Below are 20340 nucleotides of genomic sequence, written 5' to 3'. Positions count from 1 at the left end.
CACAGACAAGCCTTATTCCAGTGGATTTCCTAATAGATATTCAATAGATAAAGCCAAACATCCATAAAGGAATCATATTGCGGAAAGCATACTCTATGTCATCTTTCACCACATACCCATCCGCCGCTTGCTTGATCTGTTGCCGCGTCTTATTCTTTCCCCCAATCTCAAAGGTTCGGCCATCTATCTCAAAGTCTGAAATCGCAGAAGAAGTAACGAAGCATACGACTCGCATCCAAGATAGAAAAACCGTCTCACGCACGGAACCGATATCCGGTACCTGCTCCGACAACGCATAAGCCAGATTCGTATTATTCAGATAGATCTTCTCTACTTTCTCCAATAATTTCAAGCCCTGCGCTTTTTCTCGCAGTAAATTAACCAGACCTGCCTTCTCCAAATAACTCATGTAGTCGGGCAACACATTCCGGCTGATATCCAAATCTCTCGCCAACTTCGTATAATTTGGTTTGAAAGGGACACTTTGAGCTAATACATATAATAATTTCTTCAACTTTACGGCAGAAGCCACCGTCATATCCGCAAAAATCGGAATATCAGATTCCACCATTTGGTTAATCACGCTACGCAGACGCAAGAGATATTCCGTATCTTGAAAAAATGGATAATAACCTGTCGATAAATAATCGTTAAATAATTTGAGTGGACGAGCTTCCTTATAAGGGAACTCAACCTTCCCAGCAAGAATCTCTTCCAACGAATACGATGGAAGCTGCCACCCCTGCGATATATTCAAATATTCCCGAAAAGAAAGTCCGGGTAATCTATACTCTACCTTCCTGCGACTTAAATCCGCACCACCTTTCTCCAGATCAAGAATAGACGAACCTATATAGATAACTTGAAGACCAGGAATTTGATCGTATATATTCTTCACCTCCCTAGACCAATCCTTGTATTTATGAATCTCGTCAATATAAAGTTTTTTCCCACCCAGATTATAAAATTGATAAGCCATGTCGAATAACCGATACTTGGTAAAATAGAAATCATCTGCCGTAACATACAAAGACTCATCCTCACGATCATACAATTTGATATGCTGCAACAATAGGGTAGTCTTCCCAACACCACGAGCACCTAAAATCGCAACCAATCGGCTATCCCATGCGATCTGATCGTGAAGAAAGCGCACGACTTCTGTCGAAGTATGCTCTAATTGAGTTCTAAAGGAACGAAATAAGGTCTCCATATCGATTCATGTTTAAAGGACAAATATACAAAATTGCACGATACGATGTGCAATTTTGTATAAAAATTGCACATCGTATCGTGCAAATACCTTTATATAAATTGCCCTAAGGCTATCTGCTTAAAAACGCTCTCGTCCCACTCACTATTAATTTACCACCCTATCCTTTCCTATAAATAATCAAAAACATCTACAACATCTACAACTTCGCATATAGACCTCTGGTTATATGATGTTTAACCCATGATTGCAGATAAAAAAACATCTACAATAATCCGATCCTATCTACAATCACTTACGCTTTTTCACCACAAAACAGAACGATCTTCTTACACTCGCCGTATTTCATCACTTCAGCAGTCTTCTTGATACCTATAAAGCATTAACGTATAATAGTTTACAGTTTTTCTAAGCAAAAACAAAAGTTTTCCGCTTATGAAACTTTTGTTTTATAACTGTAAAACTTTTGTTTCCCTAGGAAGAAACTAAAGTTTCCTACAGGAGAAACCATTGTTTTCCCTACGAGAAACAACAATACCCCTGTATGTAAACGTTTTTAATTGACTACTTCGCATCTTATTTATAAAGCAGGTTGACCGGTTTGCGACTTAGTAATAAAAGAGGTTGACCATGTTCTATCTTATTCATGAACGAGGTTAAGCCGGACAAAATAATTAACATTGTTTGCACAAATTCATTCAACTCACGATATAAATAGGTGACCTTAGACTGGCAAGCCTCTTATTTTGGGACTATCAGCTAAAAGTCAGCCCAAAAGATTGGCAATCCTAAGACCAATACAGACTTAGCTAAGTAATATATACTGTGTTGGGCAAGTCAGTATATATTACTTAGCCAAGTCAGTACTACTGCCGATAGCAAGCTCATCACACAAATAAACCATCAAATGAACGTTGAGATAGAGAATTTACTCTCCCGAAACGATCTTTAGCGAATATCCTTTACCCCGAGCACTCTCTATCACCAAACCCGGAATAGGAGACAAATCCTCTTTAAGCCTTTTAGCCGTAGCGGTAAGAGCGTCTTTGGACACACTTCCATCAGGCCAGATTTCTTCTTTCAGCCGATCGGACTCAATGAAATATCCTTTATGTTCTAATAAAATACAAAACAGTTTCAGCCGTTGATTTGCCAATTCGATACGATGCCTATGATAATGCAATACGCCATGTGTTTCATCGAACAAGATATCTTCTGTTATTTGTATCATCTCTTTAGGTGCTTCTTGTAGCGGTAAGATATTTATCCTTGGTCTTTTCCATGTCAAGACAATCGCAATAACCCAGAGAATAACCATTGCCAGAATCCAAAATATATTTCGCAAAAACACTTCACCTACTATATAAAGGAAAGGAAATTGAACAAACGCTTGTAAAACGATCGTCCGATTCGCTCCAAAAACAATTTCTTTTAATGGTATAAAAGATTGATAAAAAGAAGTATCCGAAGAGCTACATTCCGTCTTGTCTATAAAGGTATAACAAGTTACGGTCTGAGCCGGAATCGCATGTTCATACAAAGATGCACGAAAAGCGCTATCCAGCAAGGTTACTTGAATCGGATTCTCCATAGACAAACAATGTTGGAGACAAAAATCAGACTTCTCCTGTGAAGACATCCTCCGTGCCACCTCCTTATTATTCCTCATATGTATAATCGCATCGGCAGTCTTGATTGTAATGCTATCTCGTTCCAATCGATTAGCGCCTGAATAGGAAAAACAAAAAGCATCCCCTAAATCTTTTATCCGCCTATTTGTATCATCTTGAACTGCCCGCTGAAATAACGTTTGAGACTCTTCTTGTAATTCATACTTTACATTTTGGTATGATTTATAAAAAGACAACAAGCAAATCATCGTCATCAGAACAAATACACTCCACTTCCAATAAAATTTCCAATTTTGCTTCTCCATAATTATTCCTCGTTGAAACTGCAAAGATACGTTTTCCATCCCTTTCTACGAATAAATTCATTCAACTCGCAAGATGAAAGATGACTATAGGTAGACAAAAGGCTTATTTTTCAACTGTCAGCTAAAAGTCACCTAAAAAGATTGGCTATCCAAAGACCAAGCCGTACGTTTATAACAAAAATTAGAAACGACATGAAACAAATTACTTTCAAGAAAGCTTTCGCTATCATTTTCATTTGCGCCTTGTGTGCTTCGTATTTTCTTTTGAAAGAAGGAAAACAAAATTTCTCAGATCTTACTTTCTCTAATATTGAAGCGCTAGCTTCCGGTGAAAGTGGATCCAAAGATTGTTATATGGCTGGCTCTCTATCATGTAATGGAGGATATTACAAATATATATACAACCGTTAAAACAACACATGAACTACTACGTGTACATAGTTCTATTAATAGGTAGTCTGGTATCCTGTTCGGAATCCTCACGGCACTTCCCCCGCTACGAGGATTTTCCCGATGAAAAGGCATTAAATGCGCAGGTTATCCACCTAGATACCGCCTTGTTCCGCTATCCTTTCCGGGTAGCGGTCAAGGATGGTATCGCTATTATCATGGACTTGCACAACGTAGATTATTTCTTCCATGCCTTCTCTTACCCCGAATGGGAATATATGACATCGTTTGGCAAACGAGGCGAGGGACCCGAAGAAATGGTATCGGCAGATTGCTTCCGGTTTATCTCCAAGGATTCTATCTGGACGCTCGATGCGAACAAAATGCGAACAACCCGGTGGAAGATTGAACAAAATATGAACAACATCATCCCCGTAGAAACGATCGATATGGACAAGCGGCTGGTTAGGGCATTGGACTTTTACCCGATGGAATCGGGCTTTTTGGTATCTGACTACCTCGGTGAATATAGACAAAAGTGGACAGACCGAGAAGGGAAATGGATTCACTCCGCTAATCAGATCCCGACCGAAAATAATTATGAAGACATCGCACGCCCTGCATTGGCGCAAGCGTGGCGAAGCTTCTTCGACTATAATCCCCAAAAAGGCATCTTGGTCATGGCAACCCAACTAGGAGAGGCATTAGAAATATACAACTTCACAGATACTACACAAACCGTACGATACGGACCTAATGGAGAACCTCAATTCGCAATCTCACAATCGGAGGGAATTCCAACGGGTATCATGGGATTCAGTGATGTTCATATCACAGACCATTTCATTTATACCGTATTTCATGGCCGTAGTTTCAAAGATATCGGGCAGGCATACCAACGAGGGGAAGATATCGAGGATGGCGGGCGATACATCTATGTATTCGACCTCAAAGGAAACCCCGTCCGGAAGTACGTGCTCGACCATGCCATTTATGGTATCGACGTAGATGAGGATACGGGGACGATCCTTGCCACGGATGTAAACAGCAACGATCCGATTCTTTCATTTAAAATATAACGACAAAATATCATGAAATACTTAAATCTAATCATACTATTATTATTCCTTCTAGCTTGCCAAGACAAGAAAAAAGACGAGATCAAGCATTTAGTATCCGAATGGCAAGGAAAAGAGATACGATTTCCGAAAGACATGGTCTTTGCACGGTTTGCAACCGATACGGTAGACTTCACCCTGCCAAAATCCCCCCACAAGGTGCTGGTTTTCGTGGATTCCATAGGATGTACCAGTTGCAAACTCCAACTGCACCGATGGAAAGAACTGATTCAATACACCGACTCCATTACCCAAGGAACGGTTCCCTTCCTCTTTTTCTTCCAGTCCGATGACAAGAAAGAAATACGGTATCTATTGAAAAAAGACAATTTCGACAAACCTATCTGCATGGATCAATCAGACAGACTGAACGAACTGAATCATTTCCCGGCCGACGGGAGATTTCAAACCTTTCTATTGGATAAGGACAATAAGGTCGTAGTGATAGGAAATCCTATCCACAACCCGAATATCCGGGAGCTATACCTAAAAGAGATCACCGGAAAACAACCCGCTTCACAAATACAGACCACCGTGAAAGTGGAAGAGGCATCCATACAGCTAGGAACTATCCAAATGGGAGAAAGCAAAGAAGCTGTTTTCCGATTAACAAACACAGGAAACAACCCGTTAGTCATACTAGACGCGGCTACAACCTGCGGCTGTGCCCACCCATCTTTCGACAAACATCCCGCCAAGCCGGGAGAGATCCTTCAAGTAAGAGTCATCATGACACCGAAAGACAAAGGAGTCTTTGACGAGACGATTTCCGTGAAATGCAATACGAATCAACTGATAAAATTAAACATTCGGGGGATGGCTCAATAAATAAAAGAGAAGGGAGAGCTTGCCGGATATATTGGAACGATCACAAGCAAGCCTCCCACCCCACTTTTACTCATGAAGCAGAAAGGAGGTGACACAAAAGTAGTAAATTAAATTGAAAGAGGAATTCGAGAATATCCTTATCTTGCAGAAGAATAGTAAGCAAGAGATTAAATTCTCAAAAACATAAACTATAAAAAAGAAATATCATGAGAAAAAAGATTTTAGGAATAGCCGTAATGGCAGTCGTAGCAGTAGCTGCGGCATGGAACATCAACCAGAGTGAAAACGAGATTAAACTCTCTGATTTAGCGCTTGACAATGTGGAGGCATTGGCTAGTGGGGAAGGTGGAAGCGGATATTGCAGTTACTCTGGGGGAGGATGTATTATCAAATATTCCGATGGGACATCCACTTACATACCGGGACGTTGGAACTAAAATTTAATCAAAGGAGGGTGTGCCAAAACGAAAAAAATCACAATGGAATACAGTCGGTAAATCAATGGAATGCAGATGTTTTCTCATTGATTTTTTAATTTGTATTTCATAGACTCTAGGTATCTTGAGCAAGAAGAAAATGTGTTCAATCCCTTAATTTGGCATGCCCTCCTTAAAAAATCAGTATCATGAAGAAATACATTATCTTACATCTTTCACTCATCCTATTAGTATTCATCGCTTGTACCGATGATCAAAAACAAGATGACAAAAACATAACCTTCCAGAGAAGTGATTTCAAAGTCCGAAAATCACTATCCGGAAAAACTATTGAATTTGACAGTCTTATTTTACGACCTTCACAAATCCAATTATTCGACTCCTTCCTAGTTACTTGCAATCAAGGGGCGGAAAAACAATTCCACATCTTCAACCTCAATACGGCACATAAGGAAGGAGAATGTATTCCTGTAGGACAAGGGCCTAAAGAGATGATGACACCATGTTTCGTCAATCGGAACGATTCCGTAGTCATTTTTGATATGATGACCTCTACGATTTTCACTTACTCTATCCCGGAATTTACCAGTGGAAAAGAACCGGAATACGCCAGCCGTATCTCCCTAGATACAAAACCGCTATGGAGCAATATTCGAAGCTTGGGCAACGGGTTCTTAGGCGTATCCTATCAAGAGACGAGTCCTGGATTCCTTTTTGATCAAACAGGTAAGAAAACGATGGATTTCGGTACTTATCCTAAAACTGAGCAGGAGTATACTCCTGCCGAATTAATCAATGCGTTTCGGGCAGACCTAACCACCAACCGAAAAGAGAAGGTTGCAATCACTCACTACTTCACTGATTTAATTTGCATCTATAACGTGAACGGGACCTTGGAAAAACAATTACGGGGACCGGATCATTTCGCATCTGTTTTCAAAGAATTTAGGGATGGAGACATTATCGGAAGTAAAGCGAGCCCGCAAACTTATAGAGACGCTTTTTATAGTCCTGTAAACGTGGGGAATAGTTTATTTGTTCTTTATAATGGAAAAATGGTGACAGAGCCTAATTACAATATATTATGCAAAGAATTATTTGTAATCGGATGGGACGGTAGCCTTGAATGCCATTACACATTAGACCAAGGAGTCTCCTCCATCGCTGTAGACAATCAAAAACGGAAGATCTATGGTATCAGTGATGATCCGGAATATCATATCGTAGTGTTCGACTATTGATGACTGATATCCAAAGAATTTGGATTTAGGAAATGAGGCATAAACATAAAAGAATGGGAATAGAAAAACGTATATACAAAACAAATATAAATCAGATGTTACGATATCTGACACTTATATTTTATGGGGTATTTGGTATTGGTTGCATATACGCATTCCTCCTCATCTTCTGTTTCAGCACGTTCAAAATCCCTTCCGATTCCATGGAGCCTCAACTCCAAACCGGAGATCAAGTATTAGTAAACAAATGGATAGCCGGACCTAGGTTATTCAATATTTTCGCATCTATGAAAGGGAAGCGGGTAGATATATACAGAGTACCCGGAGTCGGGCAAATCAAACGGAATGATATTCTCGTATTCAACTACCCGCATCCCTATTCATGGGAGCGGATCGAAATGCACATCATGCAATATTATATCAAACGCTGCCTCGGGTTACCGGGAGACTCCATCCGGATCGAACAGGGATTCTACCGAAACAACCATACAAAAGAGCCTTTGGGGAATGTGGAAAGTCAAGCGAACTTATCCAGACAAAAAGCGGATCGGATGCCGGACGGTGTCTACCGTTGTTTCCCTTTTGATTCTACATTCAATTGGAATGTTCATGATTTCGGTCCTTTGTATATCCCCCGAAAAGGGGATAGAATTACCGTGAATCAAACAAATTATAAGCTATACAAACAAATGATCGAGTGGGAATCAAAAGATTCCCTATCGTGGAAAGATAGTAAAGTTTATATAGGAGACAAACAGGTAAGACAATACCAGTTCCAAAGCAACTATTACTTCGTGGCCGGAGATAAGACAGAAAACTCTAGAGATTCCCGTTATCTCGGACTTATACCGGAGGAATTTATCGTAGGGGTAGCTTGGAAAGTGTGGAAATCCGTTGACCCTTACACGGGGGAATACAGAAAGGGACGTTTTTGGAAAAATATTCGAAACAATTGAAGAATTATGAATAAGCTTATTTTATATGTATGCGCTTGGATCTGTCTGCACTCTTGCGGTTTCTCAAAAAGCCAAGAAGAAAGTATGTTGGAATATGCGTTGTCGCAAGCCGGCGATAACAGGAAAGAGTTGGAATATGTCATCAAATACTATGAAGGGGATTCGTTAAAAAGAGAGGCCGCCCGCTTTTTGATACGCAATATGGTCTATCATTTCGGATATGAGAAGCGAGAGAGGGTATCAGACATCACCACCCTATCCTCGGACTATCTAATCCGTAATATCGAGCTGGCGTTTCAGGCGTGGCCCAAGCCCTGGAATAAATCGGTAAGTTTCGAGAATTTTTGCAGGTATATACTTCCCTACCGGGGGTTATACGAACCGCCCTCCGGTTTACGTGAGGAGCTGATGCGGACGTACCTCCCTTTGCTGGATAGTTCGCATATTGATAACACGTACGATGCGGCCGTGAGGTTACAAAAGATACTACGAACCCGAGTCACCTATCAAACGGAGATACCCATCCACTATCCAACCGCAGAGGAGATCCACCGGACAGGGGTTGGACGTTGTGATGGGGTAGTCTTGTATGGTATCCAGCTGATGCGTGCGGCCGGTATTCCCACTGTAGCAGAACATACGATCTGGACTCGTAGGAACGGGGAACATTATTGGTGCGCATTCTTAAACGAGGATGGGCGATTCCTACCTTTCGCTCCGGAGTACGAAGGCCCGGATTCCTTGATCTACAACCTAACCAAGCCGTTCTTGACCCCGGCCAAGGTTTACAGATACGGATTCGCCCCCTTACATCCGGTAACGACCGAGTCGACCGATGAATACCGTACGTTCTTAAAAAATCCGTTATTGACCGCTGTCACGGAGCAATACCTACCACCTGTCGCAGATATCCATACGACTTGCGACCTCCCGGTGAGATCAAAAAGAGCACCTATTTACCTCTGTACCTATAATCATGGTAACTGGAGGCCTTTCGCCATGAGCGAACGGATCGGCAACCGCTGTACCTTCCCGAAGATCGTAGGCGATGATGTGTTTATCATCGCCGAATATGACAAAGAGGCTTATGGCTCACTACGCTTCATCACATCCCCTTTCCATGTGAGCAATACGGGGATCATCACGAAAATTAAGCCCGATCCGGCCCGAACCGATTCCATCTTTATCGCCTCGGACAACCCGTATCAACAGCAAGTGCCGTATACACTCGCTTATTGGGAACAGGAACAGCAGTGTTTTAAAAACGGATATTTCCCGACAGACACGATACCCGGTGGCATCCTCATTCGCAAGATACCTAAAGGGAGCCTGTTGAAAGCGATGATCTCGCGACCGGAAAAGGCTGCGGAAGATCGTATCTTTTTGGTGGAAAACGATACGGTAAAAAGATATTAACCATGAAAGAGCTGTTGAAACTCGGCGTATATACCCTACTCGGGACACTTTTGCTAAGCGCCCCTTTCGCAGGATTGGGAATGCTATCCACACACTTGGTGACAGAGAAAACCTTTTGGATTCAACTAATCGCCCTGTTCTTATCCGCCGTGTCCCTACAAGGTTTGTGGTTGAATCCAAGCAAGGGGCTGTGCCCATGGACTTACGTGGATATCCTCCCCCTTTCCCTCTTGGGGCTTATCCTCCTCTCTTATCCCTACTCCATACACCCGGAGCCGGAAAAGCTCCTGTTTATCGGACAAATGGTTGTCTTGTGGTATCTGCTTCGGCAGGTGTTCCATGAATATCCGGTGCTCATAGGATATTTTTCAATGTTCTTTATCGCGACAGGCCTTATAGAAGCCATCTGGGGCTTCCGTCAATTACAGGGATGGGCCTATTCGAACCATTCCCTGTTTCGGCTGACCGGCTCTTTTTTCAATCCGGGGCCTTATTCCGGATATTTGGCGATCACATTACCGGTGGCTCTTGGCATCTTGCTGGAACAGTCCAAACGAAATATGCCCTATTACCTGTCCATGGGATGTATAGGCACAGCGATCGTTGTACTTCCTGCGGGAATGAGCCGATCGGCATGGATAGCGGTGGTCGTTTCTTGCGCCTGGGTATATGCCCTGTACCGCCTTGACAGGAAACAGGCAGCGACCAGACTGAGACAACACAAAAGGTGGTATATCATAGGCGGTATCCTAGGCGGCATATTGCTTCTTGGCGGGAGCGCATCACTCTATACATTAAAGAAAGATTCGGCAGACGGAAGGTTTCTGATGTGGAAGATCACGACGAAAGCGATACAAAAACAACCGATTACAGGTACCAGCCTAGGTGGGTTCCCTGCCGCTTACGCTGAAACACAAGCGGAATACATGGCTTCGGGAAAAGCGACTGAACAGGAAAAGTTGGTTGCCGGATGCCCGGAGTACGCATTTAATGAATACTTGCAGATTGGATTAGAACAGGGGTTAGTAGGATTAGCCCTATTTATAGGCTGGCTGGGGCTTCTATTTTATAAAGGAATAAAGAACAAAAGGTATGCTTGTTGCGGGGGATTGATGTCTCTGGCTATATTCGCCTTCTCTTCTTATCCATTACAATTGCCGGAGTTTTGGGTAGTATTGATATTCCTAGGGGTGATGAGCGTAACACCGGACAAGGATGAGATCCGTGAGAACCAAGCCGAATCAAATGGCCATAGATGGGGCAAACAGATATTTTTTATGGGAATCGCTATCCTTGGAATTGGTTTGTTCTGGATGCAAAAAGATCATTATAAGGCTTATCAACAATGGAATAAGGCGCAAATGTTTTACAATAATAAAGCTTACGAAGCGGCCTTGGAGGTATATGAACCTTTGTATCCATTATTGAAGCATAAACCGGAATTCCTTTTCGAGGCCGCTCAATCTCTTAGCAAAACCGGACAATATGAGAAAGCGAATGAATATCTGGAGAGAGCTGTCTTATTAAGCTCCGATCCCATGCTTTATTACGTAATGGCTAAAAATGAGCAGTGTTTAGGTGAATACCGACAAGCGGAAAAGCACCTGTTACATGCCATTGATATTTTACCGGAACGTATCTATCCGTATTATCTGTTAATGAATCTTTATACGGAACCATCTTATTTTCAACCTGCAAAATTGAAAATGGCGATTGATTCCGTATTAACTAAGAAACCCAAAGTGGAAAGTTCCGCTATTAAAGAAATGAAAGAGAAAGCACGAAGTATGTTAAACAACACATCAATATGAATACAATATCCTTATTTTTATAGCAATTACGACTACATCGTAACAATAAATACTTATATTTGCGAATGACAAATTGTACAAACCGATCAATCATACGAGTATGAAATACTATAAATTGTTGACCTTTACGCTTTTATTCTGTTTAAGCGCATGCGGCGGAGAAAAGAAAGATACAGATGCCACACAGGATTCCGTAGAGACCGTATTGCCGGATGAGGCGAACGAAGTCACGATCATGACATTGAAGCAAACGGAATTTAATCATGAGTTGATAAGCAATGGTAAACTGTCCGCTCGCAAGTTGGTGGACTTACGGTTTGAGTCGGCGGAACCCATCGCCCGTATCTACGTGAAGAACGGAGACCGGGTAAACAAAGGACAGAAAATAGCGGAACTCGCTACTTTCCGGCTCACGAACAAAACAGCGCAAGCCAAAGATGCCCTAGAGAAAGCGAGGCTTGAATTAAAAGACGTATTGATCGGTCAAGGATATATGCTGGAAGACTCAGCGAAAGTCCCGCCCGCAACGCTCAACCTAGCACGGGTAAAAAGTGGATATGATCTGGCGCTCGCCCAATATCAACTTGCCCAATATGAGGAACAGAATGCGACGCTAATCGCGCCTTTCGACGGTATTATCGCAAACCTTTTCGCTAAACAAGAGAACGTGGCGTCTACGACGGACGCATTCTGTACCGTTATCGATCCTCATAGTCTGGAAGCCTCTTTCACCGTATTGGAAAGTGAGTTGCCGCTTATCCAAAACGGAGATAAAGTGGAAGTTACCCCTTTCGCCACCACCAGCTTAAAGACTGAAGGACGTATATCCGAGATCAACCCGCTAGTGGATGAGAACGGGATGGTACAAGTGAAAGCGGCGGTAAACGACAAAGGTAAATTATTCGAAGGCATGAATGTACGGGTTAGCGTACAACGCTCGCTTGGGAAGCAATTGGTCGTACCTAAAACGGCTGTGGTATTACGTTCCGGAAAACAAGTCGTATTTACTTTAGTTGATGGGCACGCTTATTGGAACTACGTGCGCACCGGACTGGAAAACGCGGATAGTTATACCCTTTTGGAAGGATTGAAAGAAGCGGATGTCGTGATTACAAGCGGCAATATTAATCTGGCGCATGAGTCACCGGTCAAGGTAATTGAAAATTGAGAATTGAGAATTGAAAATTAGTTGCGTATGATTCGCTTCCTGCTACAACGTCCGATAGCGGTATTGATGGCTTTTACGGCCTGCTTTATCGTGGGGTTGGTGACTTATTTCACCATACCGGTCTCCTTATTACCTGATATCGCCATACCTGAGATTACCGTTCAGATATCCGGACAAAATACATCCGCACGGGAATTGGAAAACACCGTCGTGAAGCCGGTCCGTTTGCAATTGATGCAAGTGGCAGGATTACGGGATATCCATAGCGAGACTCGTGATGGAGCGGGTATTATCCGCCTTAGCTTCGACTTTGGCACGAACACGGATCTTGCCTTTATAGAGGTCAATGAGAAAATAGACGCCGCCATGAATTACCTGCCCCGTGAGGTAGAACGTCCACGGGTAGTCAAGGCGAGCGCTACGGACATTCCGGTGTTTTGCCTCAACCTCACACTCAAGACAATTGAAAATGATGCCGCTTTCCTCGATCTTTGCCAATTCGCGGAAACAGTAATCAAACGAAGGATCGAACAGTTGCCGGAAGTCGCGATGGTGGATATCACGGGCATATTAGGACGGCAATTACAGATCGTACCGGATATGAAACTCTTGGATATGGCTGATATTACGTTAAATGATTTGGAATCAGCCTTGTCTGCCAATAATATAGAGCCGGGAAGCATGACCGTACGGGATGGTTATTATGAGTACAATATTAAATTTTCTACCTTATTACGTACACCGGAAGACGTACAAAATATCTATATCCGTAAGAATGACCGGATTTTCCAGATAAAAGATCTGGCTAAGGTAGCTGTCGTACCGGAAAAAGAAACCGGCTTATCGCTAGCCAACGGGGAAAGGGCCGTCACGTTAGCCGTTATCAAGCAAGCGGATGAGAATATGGACAATATGAAAGAGGCGCTTGCCGAGGTTACCGATTATTTCAAGTCTATTTACCCGGATATTGAATTTACGATCACAAGAAACCAGACCGAGTTATTGGATTATACGATCTCCAACCTCAAGCAGAACCTATCGTTAGGTTTCTTATTTATCTGCATCGTGGCGATCCTTTTCCTCGGGGACGTAAAAAGCCCGGCGGTAATCGGACTAAGTATGGTAGTCAGTATCATCATTAGTTTCTTGTTCTTCTACCTTTTCAATATGTCCTTAAATATCATCTCCCTATCCGGATTAATTCTGGCATTGGGTATGATGATAGACAGCTCCATCATCGTGACGGAGAATATAGCGCAATACCGGGCAAAAGGAGATAATCTGGAAGAAGCGTGTATAAAAGGGACCACAGAAGTAATCACCCCCATGCTTAGTTCCACATTTACCACGATCGCTGTATTCGTTCCGCTGGTATTTATGAGTGGTATAGCGGGAGCGATTTTCTTCGATCAGGCGTTTGCCGTTACGGTTGGTTTAATGGTCTCTTATTTCACCGGAATCATGTTACTGCCTGTACTTTACAAATTAGTTTACAGCATACCGGAGATCAAGCATTCCTTTTTCAACCTGAAAATAAACAATTTGATCAAGGAGCATACGCTGGACCGGTTCTATGACGGAGGGGTTGATTTCATATTCAGGCATAAGACCACTAGCCTACTATTTGTAGCTGTCACCATCCCCCTTTGCGCGATCCTATTCTATATGATCCCCAAAAGCCGGATGCCGGAAATCGATCAGAATGAGTTAATCGCACATGTTGAATGGAATGAGAACATCCATATTGATGAGAATAGAAAGAGAGTCACCGAATTATTTGGTGAGGCCGATCGGTTAGGTGCGCAACACACGGCCTATATCGGACAGCAACAATTCCTGCTAAACCGAGACAGGGAATTATCCATCTCGGAAGTAGAGCTTTATTTCAAGACAGAAGAGACCGATGCTATCGCTCCTTTACAACAAGAAATCTCCGCTTGGGTAAAGCGAAATTACCCGACAGCCGTATTATCGTTCTCTCCGCCGGAGACTGTGTTTGAGAAACTGTTCGTAACCGGTGAGGCCGATATCGTAGCCGAGTTCTATGCCCGTAACAAAGAGCAAGCTCCGGATGCCCCTACTTTGCAAAAACTAGAGAAAACACTAGAGAGTAAGACCGGTCTCGCTCCCGTTGGCGTAGCTTTCGAGAATCAATTAAACATATCCATAGACCATCAGAAACTATTACTTTATAATATCTCCTATGAAGAGGTCTACCGGGTACTTAAGACGGCCTTCAAGGAAAATGAAGTCGCTACCTTACGCTCTTATCAACAGTATTTACCGATCACGCTAGCCGGAAACGAGCAAACGGTCGATCATATCCTACATAATACGTTAATCCGTACGCAACCGGACGAAAACCAAAAGACGAATCATGTTCCTCTTAGCGCAGTAACAAAGATTACTCCCGGAGAAGACTTGAAGACACTCACCGCTGGAAAGAACGGGGAATATATTCCTTTTAGCTTCTATCAAGTAGAGAACGCGGAACAGTTAATGGAAAATATTCGGGAGCTCGTCCGCAGCGAATCCAAGGATAAGACGAATTGGGACATCGATTTCTCGGGAAGCTTCTTCTCGAACCAACAAATGCTGAATGAACTGGTCGTCATCTTGTTCATATCCATTCTCTTGATGTACTTTATCTTAGCGGCGCAATTCGAGAGCTTCTTGCAGCCCTTGATCGTCCTGCTGGAAATACCTATAGACGTAGCCGCCTCCTTACTGGTATTATGGATATGCGGGCATACCTTAAACCTGATGAGTGCTATCGGTATCGTGGTAACTTGCGGTATCATCATAAACGACTCTATCTTGAAACTGGATGCGATCAATGAGCTTCGGAAAGAAGGTGTACCCTTGATGGAAGCGATCCATGAGGCGGGTCGTCGCCGTCTGCGCCCGATTATCATGACCTCATTGACAACTATATTCGGTATGGTACCGCTACTATTCACGTTCGATATGGGAAGTGAGTTGCAAAAGCCACTCTCCATTGCCATGATCTCGGCGATGCTGATCGGTACGGCAGTCAGTTTATTTATTATCCCTTTGGTTTATTGGTTTATCTATAGGAGACATGCATTATGAAAAAAAGATACAAGAGGACATTCCTAGTTTTATACGCGTTCTGTTCGCTATTAGCCGAAGGAGTATCGGCCCAATCGCTCGTCCTTTCCCTTGAGAAGACGATCTCATTGGCCGCCGATAGCTCGCTGGAGGCTTTTCGTACGAAAAACCTATTCTTGTCCGGCTACTGGGAGTTTCGTAATTACAAAGCGGAGCGACTGCCTAGTCTTACATTGAATATCACACCCGCCGAATATTACCGGGATATCACGAAACGATACGATTCAGAAAAAGACATCGACGAATACCGTAAGCAACAGTCCTTTTATGCGGGAGGAAACTTAAAGATCAAGCAGAACTTCGATATGCTGGGTGGTAGTTTCTTCGTGGACACGGATCTGGGGTATATGCGCTATTTCGGCTCGAATACTTATAATCAGTTCACCTCCGTTCCAATCCGTATCGGATACAGCCAAGATTTATTGGGATACAATCCTTTCCGGTGGGAGAAGAAGATAGAGCCTCTAAAATATGAGAAAGTAAAGAAAGAGTTGCTTTATAATATCGAGACCGTCAGCGAGCAAGCCACCACTTATTTTTTCTCTTTAGCCATGGCTCAAGTAGAATATGATATGGCCAAAGAAAATGTAGCGACAACCGATACGTTATACCGTACCGGCCAAGAGCGGCATAAGATCGCGGCTATTAGTCAAGCGGATTTACTAACACTCAAACTGGATGCGATCAATGCCCGCAATACGTTACAAAACGCCGATATAGCCTTGAAGCGAGCCATGTTCAGTCTGGCCTCGTATTTGAATTTCGATAAGAATACGGAGATACGGCTTCGGCTGCCGTCACGCCCCCATGATATGGATATTCCGGTGGATCAAGCATTGACGTTAGCCCGGGAGAATAACCCCAAGTTTCTGGAAGTGCGGCAAGAGGTGTTAGAGGCCGAGCAACAAGTGGATAAGACCAAAAAGGAAACCTTATTCAACGCTTCCTTGAATGCCAGTATCGGTTTCAATCAAGTAGCGACCCAGTTTAAGGAAGTTTACAAGAATCCGCTGCAGCAGGACTTGGTATCGATATCTATCTCTATTCCCCTTATAGACTGGGGAGTACGGAAGGGTAAATACAATATAGCCAAAAGCAATCTAAATGTTACGCAAATATCCGCACGGCAGACGGAAGTCACATTGGAGGAAGACGTTATCATGACCGTCGGTGATTTCAATGTACAGCAAAACCTGATCGCCAGCGCCGAGGAGGCTTTGGATATCGCGATCATGGCCTATAACGAGACCAAGCAACGTTTCATGATCGGCAAAGCGGATATCAATAGCCTTACGCTCTCCTTGAACCGGCAGCAGGAAGCGCAACGTAATTATATCACGGCCTTGCAAAATTATTGGTTGAGCTATTACAAAATACGTAAGCTCACCTTACATGATTTCGAGACAGGCATCTCATTAGCCAACGAATTTGATTACGAGCATGGGTTCTAAGCCGAACATATCATCCTTTACGATCATCGTCACCTTCCTTTGTATCGCATTGGCGGGGATCGCTTTCGTGTCTTTATTGCCGATCAAGCTATCTCCCTCCCGTACGCTGCCGAAATTAAGTATCAGCTATAATATGCCCTCCAACTCAGCGAGGGTTATCGAGATGGAGGTAACCTCCCGGTTGGAAGCGATGCTTGCCCGTATCAAAGGAATCAAAGAGATCTCCTCGACCTCGGGAAACGGATGGGGAAGGATTACCTTAGAACTAGATAAACATACGAATATAGACGCCGCACGTTTCGAGGCATCAACCATTGTTAGGCAGACGTGGCCGGACCTTCCGGAGGAATTAAGTTATCCGATTTTAGAGATGAGCCGTCCGGACGACAAGGAATCACGCCCGTTCATGAGTTATACCTTGAACGCTTCCGCTACCCCGATATTCATCCAGCGATTCGCCGAGGATCAGATAAAGCCCCGGCTTAGCAGCGTGCAAGGTATTTATCGTATCGATGTTAGCGGGGCAACCCCTATGGAATGGCGCTTGGAATACGATAGCCGCCAGCTACGAGATCTGGGGATCACGATAGAGGATATCCAATCGGCGATCAGCCAATATTACAAAAAAGAGTTCCTTGGAACCGCCAATATGGGACAAGGAGATATCGGCAAGGAATGGATTCGTCTGGCGTTAATGCCGGAAAAGATCACGAATGGGTTCGAACCATCGCATATCACCGTCGCAAACAAAGATGGTAGCTTAATCCGGCTGGATCAATTGATAAAGGTAACCCGGCAAGAAGAGGCCCCGCAAAGTTACTACCGGATCAATGGCTTAAACTCTATTTACCTGTCTATCCGTGCAGAAGAGACTGCCAACCAGTTGCAATTAGCCAAGAAAGTGAAGGAAGAAATGGAACATATCCGCACCTTGCTTCCTCCCGGTTACGAGATCCATACCAGTTACGACGCTACCGAATTTATCCAAGAAGAATTGGATAAAATCTACGTCCGTACAGGCTTGACCATCTTGATCCTCTTGCTCTTCGTTCTGCTGATTACCCGGAATGTACGTTATCTGTTCTTGATCATCATCAGTTTAAGTATCAACCTGTGTATAGCCGTTATCCTTTATTATTTATTAGGGTTGGAGATGCAATTGTACTCGCTGGCGGGTATCACTATCTCTCTCAGCTTGGTGATCGATAATACGATCGTGATGACTGATCACATCCGGCACCATCATGACCGGAAAGCTTTCTTGTCTATTCTGGCGGCAACTTTGACGACTATGGGTGCCCTCGTGATTATCTTCTTCTTGGATGAGAAGATACGGTTGAATTTACAAGATTTCGCCGCTGTCGTGATCATTAATCTGGCCGTATCTTTGTTCATCGCGTTATTCTTGGTTCCGGCATTGATCGATAAGATGAATTTGCACCCGAAGAAAGCCGCTTCTTCTTCCCCAAAAGCTCGGAGTCATTGGAAACAACATCCGGTGGTCCGTCCGATACGGTCGTTCATACACCGTTTCCCAGTCTATTTCTCTCATTATTACCGGACGCAGATCCGTTTCCTTTGCAATTGGAAAAAGCTGGCTTGCCTTATTCTAGTACTGGCTTTCGGACTACCGATCTTTTTATTGCCGGAGAAGATCGAGCCGGAAGAGAAGGATCTATCCGCAAGGGACTCTTTGTGGATCGCCCGCTACAATGAATTCGCAGCGAAAGATATTTGGAAGGAAACGATAAAACCTATCGTCGATAAGAGTTTGGGAGGAACCTTGCGGCTATTTGTCCAAAAGGTATACGAGGGAAGTTATTTTACCCGGAATGAAGAAACGGTATTAAGTATCAGCGCTTCCATGCCAAACGGTACGACCCTTGATCAAATGAACCACTTGATCAACCGAATGGAGGCTTACTTGAGTACCTATAAGGAAATACGGCAGTTCCAGACCAGTATCTATAACGCACGTCAAGCCAGTATCAACGTCTATTTCACCCGTGAGAACGAGCGAAGTGGTTTCCCCTACACCTTGAAAAGCAGGGTGATTAGCAAAGCGTTGGAATTAGGTGGTGGCAGTTGGGGCGTATGGGGACTTATGGACCAAGGTTTCAGCAATGATGTCCGTGAGAACGCAGGTTCTTTCCGGATCGAGATGTACGGATATAATTATGACGAGCTATACGAATGGGCGGAGAAACTGCGGGAGAAATTGCTTACGTATCGCCGTATCAAGGAAGTATTGATCAATTCCGAGTTTTCTTGGTGGAAGGATGATTATCAGGAATTCTACTTCAACTTGAATAAATCCCGTATGGCGCAAGCGGATATATTGCCTATCGATTTATTCGCGTCTATCCGGCCTGTTTTCGGTAAAGATATCTACGCAGGTACCATCGTCGTTGATAACGAGACGGAAAAGCTAAAACTTTCTTCCCGCCAATCAAAGGAGTTCGATATATGGAGTATGCAATATGTACCTCAAACCATCCGTGATAAATCCTATAAGTTGTCCGAACTCGCTATCGTCGAGAAAAGCCAAACCCCTCAACAGATAGCGAAAGTAAACCAGCAATACAGGCTCTGCCTGCAATATGAATATATCGGAGCTTCCTCACAAGGCGAGAAGATACAGAAAAGGGAACTTAGAGAGTTTAACAAGATCCTGCCTATGGGATATACGGCTAAAGCGGAAAAGAACTATTGGTCATGGGATCAGAAAGATAATAAACAATATGCGTTATTATTCTTGATCATCGTTATTATTTTCTTTACGACCAGTATCTTGTTTAATTCCTTGAAACAACCGCTGGCGGTCATTTTTGTCATACCGATCTCTTATATCGGGGTATTCCTGACCTTCTATTGGTTCAAGCTAAACTTCGACCAAGGAGGATTCGCCTCCTTCGTTTTATTATGCGGTATCACGGTAAACGCCAGTATCTATATCTTAAACGAATATAACCAAATTCGGGAACGGATACCCGCTATTTCCCCAATCCGTGCTTATCTAAAGGCATGGAACGCCAAGATCACGCCGATTTTCCTAACCGTTATATCGACCATACTCGGATTTATCCCGTTCATGCTAGGCACCGATAAAGAAGCCTTTTGGTTCCCGCTCGCCGCCGGAACGATAGGCGGCCTTATCATGTCTATCCTAGGCATCTTCTTTTATTTACCGATATTTACGCTGAAAAAAGAACGGCATTAAACAGGAATACGTATCTTTAACGG

14 protein-coding genes are annotated in these 20340 nt (G+C 43.4%); 12 read left to right on the top strand and 2 right to left on the bottom strand.

Going from position 1 to position 20340, the window contains the following annotated elements; all coding sequences use genetic code 11:
* Positions 1 to 40: 40 nt before the first annotated feature.
* Both DWY79_RS14115 and DWY79_RS14110 read right to left on the bottom strand, forming a co-directional pair.
* A complete protein-coding gene (locus tag DWY79_RS14115) occupies positions 41 to 1213 on the bottom strand; it encodes an ATP-binding protein (protein ID WP_122369532.1) in 1173 nt (390 codons plus the stop codon).
* A 928-nt stretch (positions 1214 to 2141) separates the two neighbouring features.
* On the bottom strand, positions 2142 to 3149 hold the full coding sequence (locus tag DWY79_RS14110; RefSeq protein ID WP_233563985.1) for a helix-turn-helix domain-containing protein: 1008 nt from the start codon (positions 3147 to 3149) through the stop codon (positions 2142 to 2144).
* A gap of 192 nt (positions 3150 to 3341) precedes the next feature.
* Here DWY79_RS14110 and DWY79_RS14105 point away from each other — a divergent pair, with 192 nt between their 5' ends.
* From DWY79_RS14105 to DWY79_RS14045, 12 genes are all read left to right on the top strand, one after another.
* On the top strand, positions 3342 to 3560 hold the full coding sequence (locus tag DWY79_RS14105) for an NVEALA domain-containing protein (RefSeq protein ID WP_009275352.1): 219 nt from the start codon (positions 3342 to 3344) through the stop codon (positions 3558 to 3560).
* An 8-nt stretch (positions 3561 to 3568) separates the two neighbouring features.
* A complete protein-coding gene (locus tag DWY79_RS14100; RefSeq protein WP_122114866.1) occupies positions 3569 to 4618 on the top strand; it encodes a TolB-like 6-bladed beta-propeller domain-containing protein in 1050 nt (349 codons plus the stop codon).
* A gap of 12 nt (positions 4619 to 4630) precedes the next feature.
* A complete protein-coding gene (locus DWY79_RS14095) occupies positions 4631 to 5485 on the top strand; it encodes a DUF1573 domain-containing protein (RefSeq protein WP_122369530.1) in 855 nt (284 codons plus the stop codon).
* 206 nt (positions 5486 to 5691) lie between these two features.
* Positions 5692 to 5922, top strand: coding sequence for an NVEALA domain-containing protein (locus DWY79_RS14090; protein WP_005859565.1), 231 nt, complete (start codon positions 5692 to 5694; stop codon positions 5920 to 5922).
* Positions 5923 to 6110: 188 nt separating this feature from the next.
* Complete coding sequence (locus tag DWY79_RS14080) at positions 6111 to 7163, top strand: BF3164 family lipoprotein (protein ID WP_005859567.1); 1053 nt, start codon at positions 6111 to 6113, stop codon at positions 7161 to 7163.
* 95 nt (positions 7164 to 7258) lie between these two features.
* On the top strand, positions 7259 to 8119 hold the full coding sequence (lepB, locus tag DWY79_RS14075) for a signal peptidase I (RefSeq protein WP_008779164.1): 861 nt from the start codon (positions 7259 to 7261) through the stop codon (positions 8117 to 8119).
* Positions 8120 to 8125: 6 nt separating this feature from the next.
* Positions 8126 to 9535, top strand: coding sequence for a transglutaminase domain-containing protein (locus tag DWY79_RS14070; protein ID WP_122132144.1), 1410 nt, complete (start codon positions 8126 to 8128; stop codon positions 9533 to 9535).
* 2 nt (positions 9536 to 9537) lie between these two features.
* Complete coding sequence (locus tag DWY79_RS14065) at positions 9538 to 11346, top strand: O-antigen ligase family protein (RefSeq protein WP_009016859.1); 1809 nt, start codon at positions 9538 to 9540, stop codon at positions 11344 to 11346.
* Between the two features lie 100 nt (positions 11347 to 11446).
* Positions 11447 to 12514: an efflux RND transporter periplasmic adaptor subunit gene (locus tag DWY79_RS14060; protein ID WP_122369529.1), complete on the top strand. Its 1068-nt coding sequence runs from the start codon at positions 11447 to 11449 to the stop codon at positions 12512 to 12514.
* Positions 12515 to 12541: 27 nt separating this feature from the next.
* On the top strand, positions 12542 to 15607 hold the full coding sequence (locus DWY79_RS14055; protein ID WP_122369528.1) for an efflux RND transporter permease subunit: 3066 nt from the start codon (positions 12542 to 12544) through the stop codon (positions 15605 to 15607).
* A complete protein-coding gene (locus DWY79_RS14050) occupies positions 15604 to 17097 on the top strand; it encodes a TolC family protein (RefSeq protein WP_005867468.1) in 1494 nt (497 codons plus the stop codon). The genes DWY79_RS14055 and DWY79_RS14050 overlap by 4 nt, the downstream gene beginning before the upstream one ends.
* Positions 17087 to 20317: an efflux RND transporter permease subunit gene (locus DWY79_RS14045; protein WP_122369527.1), complete on the top strand. Its 3231-nt coding sequence runs from the start codon at positions 17087 to 17089 to the stop codon at positions 20315 to 20317. The genes DWY79_RS14050 and DWY79_RS14045 overlap by 11 nt, the downstream gene beginning before the upstream one ends.
* The last annotated feature ends 23 nt before the right edge of the window (positions 20318 to 20340 follow it).

Source organism: Parabacteroides sp. AF27-14 (assembly GCF_003635425.1).
In the GTDB taxonomy this organism is placed as follows: Bacteria; Bacteroidota; Bacteroidia; order Bacteroidales; family Tannerellaceae; genus Parabacteroides; species Parabacteroides distasonis.
The sequence above is the reverse complement of the archived record's forward strand: the minus strand, read 5'-3'. Positions and strand labels throughout refer to the sequence as shown.